The sequence below is a fragment of the Sphingomonas sp. genome, from assembly GCF_042091075.1.
In the GTDB taxonomy this organism is placed as follows: Bacteria; Pseudomonadota; Alphaproteobacteria; order Sphingomonadales; family Sphingomonadaceae; genus Sphingomonas.
On sequence record NZ_JBELIE010000205.1, the window covers coordinates 1 to 4984 of the forward strand.

Genomic DNA, 4984 nt, shown 5'->3' on the forward strand with positions numbered 1-4984 from the left:
GCCAGCGTTTCGCCCGGCAGCAATTCCGTGCCGATCTGCGCCTGCATCGCGGCGGGATAGCGCGCGCCGACGAGAGGGTATTCCGCGAAGAGCGCGTCGACCGCGTCGATCAGGTCGCTCGGCAGCGGCATCGTCGCCGCGGCGACATTCTCTTCGAGGTGCGCGATGCTGCGCGTGCCGGGGATGGGCACCACATGGTCGCCGCGCGCCAGCACCCAGCCGAGCGATAGCTGCGCCGGGGTCCGTCCCGCGTCGGCGGCGAGGGCCGTGAAGCGGCGCACCGTCTCCAGGTTGCGGCGCAGGTTGGTGCCGGTGAAGCGGGGATGCGTCGCGCGGATGTCACCCGTCACATAGCTGTCGTCCGTCACCGAGCCGGCCAGCAGACCGCGCGCAACCGGAGAGAAGGCCACGAAGCCGGCGCCAAGGCGGCGGCATTCGGCCAGCACGGCGACTTCCGGATTGCGCACCACCGGCGAATATTCGGTCTGCATCGCCGCGATCGGATGAACCGCGTGCGCGCGGCGCAGTTGCTCGGCCGACATCTCGCTGAGGCCGATAGCGCCGATCTTGCCCGCCTCCTTCGCGCGCACCAGCGCGCCGACCGAATCCTCGATCGGCACCGCCGGGTCGGGCCGGTGGAGATAGTAAAGGTCGATATGGTCGGTGCCGAGCCGCGCCAGTGCGCGATCGAGCGTCCCCGCGATCGTTTCCGGCCGGGCGTCCAGCACGCGCTTTCCGTCGATCAGATCAAGGACGCATTTGGACGCGAGCGTGAAGTCGGCGCGGCGGTGCATCACCGCTGCGCCGATCAGCCGCTCGTTGCTGCCCCCGCCATAAAGCGCGGCGGTGTCAAGCAAGGTCACGCCGAGATCGAGGGCGCGGTTGAGAAGACGCGCGGCGTCCTCCTCGGGCGGCGGTGTGCCATAGGCGTGGCTGAGGTTCATGCAGCCGAGCCCGATCGCGGACACGCGCAACGGGCCGATCGAGCGCTGGGGCAGGGTGGTCAGAGCGGTAGTCCCACGTAATTTTCGGCGATCGCGGTCTGCATTGCCCGAGATGAGGCGACATAGTCCAGCTCGGCGACCTGCATGCGGTGCTCGAAGGCGCCATCTTCGGGGAAGCGGTGCATGAGCTTGGTCAGCATCCAGCTGAACCGCTCCGCCTTCCAGATGCGCGCGAGCGCGCGGCGCTCATATTGCTGCAGTGCCTCGTCGTCACCCCGCGTGAAATGCCCGATCAGCGCGTCGGCAAGATAGGCGACGTCGGAGGCGGCAAGGTTGAGCCCCTTGGCGCCCGTCGGCGGCACGATGTGCGCGGCATCACCGGCCAGGAAGAGGCGGCCATGCCGCATCCCCTCGAACACGAAGCTGCGCAGCGGCGCGATCGATATCTCCAGCGCCGGGCCGCGCGTCACCGGCCGGTTCGCCAGCGACGAGAAGCGCCGGTCAAGCTCGTCCCACAGCCGCGCTTCGGGCCACATGTCGAGCGTGTCGGTCAGCGGCACCTGGATATAATAGCGGCTCCGCGTTGGCGAGCGCATCGAGGCGAGCGCGAACCCGTCGCTGGTGTTCGCGTAGATCAGCTCGGGATGGCACGGCGGCACGTCGGCCAGGATCCCCAGCCAGCCGAACGGATAGGCGCGTTCGAATTCACGTGCGGGCGTGCCGGCGGCCTGCATCGCCTTGCGGCTCGCCCCGTGATATCCGTCGGTACCGGCGATGAACACCGTGTCCACACGGTGTTCGGCACCGGCATGGGCGTAGGTGACGAACGGCGCGTCGCCGTCGATGTCGTGCAGGGCGACGTCTTTCGCCTCCCACACGATTTCCAGTCCACGCGCGGGCGCCGCTTCGATCAGGTCGCGGGTCACTTCCGTCTGGCCATAGACGGTGACGTGCCGGCCGGTCAGCGCCTTGATATCGATGCGGATGACCTGGTCGTCGGTGGCGAGATTGAAACCATCCTCGACCATGCCGTGCGCGGTGAGGCCGGCGTCGATACCGAGGCGATGCAACAGGTCGGTCGTGACCGTTTCCAGCACGCCGGCGCGGATGCGGCTTTCGACATGGTCGCGCGTCTGCCGTTCGAGGATCAGGCAATCGACCCCCGCGGCGCGAAGCAGATGGCCCAGCAGGAGCCCGGCGGGGCCCGCGCCAATAATGGCGACCTGCGTCCTCACGCCGCGACCGTCCGTCCCAGCTGCTCTTCCAGTTGCCCCAGCACGCGGTAACAGGGCAGCACCTGCTGCACCGAACTGTTCGGCTCGCGCCCCTCGCGGATCGCGGCGATGAATTCGCGGTCCTGCAGCTCGATACCGTTGGTCGACACCGCGACCCCGGAGACGTCGACCGGCTCCTCGCGCCCGGTGACGAGATCGTCGTAGCGCGCGATCCAGGTGCCGGTGTCGCAGATGTAACGGAAGAAGGTGCCGAGCGGCCCGTCGTTGTTGAACGACAGGCTGAGCGTGCAAAGCGCGCCGCTCTCCGCCTTTAGCTGGATCGACATGTCCATCGCGATGCCAAGTTCGGGATGGATCGGCCCCTCCAGCGCGTTCGCCGCGACGATCGGCCCCGCCTGATAGGCGAACAGGTCGACGGTATGCGCCGCATGGTGCCACAGCAGATGGTCGGTCCAGCTGCGCGGCTGACCCTTCGCATTGATGTTCCGGCGGCGGAAGAAATAGGTCTGCACGTCGAGTTGCTGCACCTGCGCCTCGCCCGCGACGAACTTGTCGTGCAGATACTGGTGGCTGGGGTTGAAGCGCCGCGTATGCCCGACCATGCAGGTCAGGCCGGTTTCCTGCGCCTTGTTCAGCACCGCTTCCGCGTCCGCCCAGCTGTCGGCCAGCGGAATCTCGACCTGGACGTGCTTGCCCGCCGCCATGCACTGGATCGCCTGCGCTGCGTGGAGCTGGGTCGGCGTGCACAGGATCACCGCGTCGACATCCTGCGCCAGCGCCTCGGCGAGATCGGTGGTGACGTGGCCGATGCCATATTTGGCGGCCACCGCCTGGGTTGAATCGAGCGTTCGCCCGACCAGGCTCGTCACCTCGACCCCGTCGATGTGGCGTAGCCCGTCGAGATGCTTCTCGCCGAAGGCTCCGGCTCCTGCCAGCGCGATCTTCATGTTCGTTCTCCGTTGCTGATGGCGGCGCGCAGCGCGGTCAGAGCCGCCTCGACCGCCCGATAGGAAGTGCGGACGCCATCGACCGAGCTGCGATATCCCTCCGCATCGGGGTCGATCGCCACCGCCGGCCAGCGCGCCTGATGCTCGGCCAGCGCGGCGCGCAGCTTCGACACGCTGTCACGCGCTGCCTTGTGCAGCGTGTCGCCCGCGCCCGGCTCGGGCAGCGCACGTATCTTTTCCGACAATGCCGCCAGTTGCGTGGCGAGCGTGCGGCGGTGCTGAACCACGGCCCATCGCCATCCCTCCTCCCGGCGGCTGGTCGCGGCCATGATCTGGCGTTGCGTCCCCTGGAGCAGTTCGAAGTCTGCGGACAGCGCCGCATAGGGGCCCGTGCTCACGGCGACGTGGCCTGCTCCGGCGCGGGACGCAGCACGATATGGCCGACCGCGGTGTTGCTGGCGGGTACGTGGTAGAAACGGTGCAATTCGCGCACGCTTGGGCCAAGTGCACCGCGCATGATGAGCCACATGACGAGTTCGATGCCCTCGCTCCCCGCCTCGCGCAGATAGTCGATGTGCGGCTTGTGGCGCAGCATCTCCGGATCGGCGGTCAGCGCGTCGAGGAAGGCGGTGTCCCAGGGTTTGTTGATGAGGCCGGCACGCGGCCCCTGAAGCTGGTGGCTCATCCCGCCGGTGCCCCAGATCTGAACGTTCAGATCCTCCTCGAAACTTTCCACCGCGCGCGCGATGGCTTCGCCGAGTTGCCAGCAGCGGTTGCCCGACGGCGGCGGATAGGTGACGACGTTCACCGCCAGCGGCACGACGCGTACCGGCCACGCCTCGGGCTGGCCGAACATCAGGCTCATCGGCACGGTCAGCCCATGGTCGACATCCATCGCGTTGATGATGGTCATGTCGAATTCGTCGAGGATCAGGCTCTGCGCGATGTGCCAGGCGAGATCGGGATGCCCCTTCACGACCGGCACCGGGCGCGGGCCCCAGCCCTCGTCGGCGGGGGCGAATTCCTCCGCGCAGCCGATCGCGAAGGTCGGGATGAACGTCATGTCGAAGGCGGAGGCATGGTCGTTATAGACCAGGATCACGACGTCGGGCTTCTCCTCGCGCTCGAACGCCCGCGCGAAATCATAGCCGGCGAACACTGGTGCCCAATAGGGGTCGGCGGTCTTGCCATTGTCGATCGCGGCGCCGACCGCGGGGATATGACTGGTGGCGATACCCGCCGTAATGCGCGCCATCAGCGTCGCTCCTCATCAGCGGCGCCGTCCGGGACGGGCGTGTTGGTGATCTCCGACGCGGCGTCGGCGACGGCGGCGAGCGCGGCCTGTTCCCGCCGCGAGCGAACGCCGTCCGGCGAGCGGCCACCGGCGACCATCATCGCCTGATAATCCTCGGTGCTCATGCCCGTCATCGTGCCAACAGCCTGCAGGAAGCTCTGCCCGTCGGTGGAGAACAGCTTGGCCATGAAATAGATGTTGCCGCCCTCGTCGAGCATCGCGTTGTAATCGCGTGCGAGCACTGCCGCGCGCTGCGCGGGCGTCAGCTTCCATTCGTCGAGATAGGCCGCCTCGTCGGCCTTGAAGCGGGCACGATTCTCCGGCTTCATCAGGCTCATCGCGAACTGGTTGAGGTGATAGCCCTTGCGGGCGCGCTTGGCGGTGTAGACGCGCGTGCCCGGGATATCTTCGAACTCGGCGAGATAGGCGTGGATGTCGCGGGGGGTCGTCATGCCGCCATCTCCTCGGGCCAGTAGAGCCGCATCGGATTGTCGACCAGCAGCTTGTGCTGCAGCGCCGGCGTCGGCGCGATGCGCGGGATCATGTCGACCAGCCAGCCGTCGT

General features: G+C 67.7%; 6 protein-coding genes and 1 pseudogene. All 7 read right to left on the reverse strand.

From position 1 onward, the window contains the following. Positions 1 to 944 (reverse strand): aldo/keto reductase (locus ACFDSW_RS15260; protein WP_375251133.1); only part of this gene is annotated, 944 nt, incomplete at its 3' end. A 59-nt stretch (positions 945 to 1003) separates the two neighbouring features. After that, positions 1004 to 2179: a 4-hydroxybenzoate 3-monooxygenase gene (gene pobA / locus ACFDSW_RS15265; RefSeq protein ID WP_375251128.1), complete on the reverse strand. Its 1176-nt coding sequence runs from the start codon at positions 2177 to 2179 to the stop codon at positions 1004 to 1006. After that, a complete protein-coding gene (locus ACFDSW_RS15270) occupies positions 2176 to 3126 on the reverse strand; it encodes a Gfo/Idh/MocA family oxidoreductase (protein ID WP_375251129.1) in 951 nt (316 codons plus the stop codon). The genes pobA and ACFDSW_RS15270 overlap by 4 nt, the downstream gene beginning before the upstream one ends. Then, the gene (locus ACFDSW_RS15275; protein ID WP_375251130.1) at positions 3123 to 3524 is read right to left on the reverse strand and encodes a hypothetical protein; all 402 of its coding nucleotides are present in this window, start codon (positions 3522 to 3524) and stop codon (positions 3123 to 3125) included. Before ACFDSW_RS15275 ends, ACFDSW_RS15270 begins: the two co-directional genes overlap by 4 nt. Beyond that, positions 3521 to 4381 carry a class III extradiol dioxygenase subunit beta gene (locus ACFDSW_RS15280; protein ID WP_375251131.1) on the reverse strand — a complete coding sequence of 287 codons (861 nt, stop codon included), beginning with the start codon at positions 4379 to 4381 and terminating at the stop codon, positions 3521 to 3523. The genes ACFDSW_RS15275 and ACFDSW_RS15280 overlap by 4 nt, the downstream gene beginning before the upstream one ends. Next, complete coding sequence (ligA, locus tag ACFDSW_RS15285; RefSeq protein ID WP_375251132.1) at positions 4381 to 4872, reverse strand: protocatechuate 4,5-dioxygenase subunit alpha; 492 nt, start codon at positions 4870 to 4872, stop codon at positions 4381 to 4383. Before ligA ends, ACFDSW_RS15280 begins: the two co-directional genes overlap by 1 nt. After that, positions 4869 to 4984, reverse strand: a pseudogene (locus ACFDSW_RS15290) (2-pyrone-4,6-dicarboxylate hydrolase); the annotation flags it as partial. The gene ligA and the pseudogene ACFDSW_RS15290, both read right to left, overlap by 4 nt.

What these genes read in the sequence shown, in the direction of transcription:
- ACFDSW_RS15270 (WP_375251129.1), bottom strand. Translation starts at nt 3,126, where the DNA reads ATGAAGATCGCGCTGGCAGGAGCCGGAGCCTTCGGCGAGAAGCATCTC.
- ACFDSW_RS15280 (WP_375251131.1), bottom strand. Translation starts at nt 4,381, where the DNA reads ATGGCGCGCATTACGGCGGGTATCGCCACCAGTCATATCCCCGCGGTC.
- ligA (WP_375251132.1), bottom strand. Translation starts at nt 4,872, where the DNA reads ATGACGACCCCCCGCGACATCCACGCCTATCTCGCCGAGTTCGAAGAT.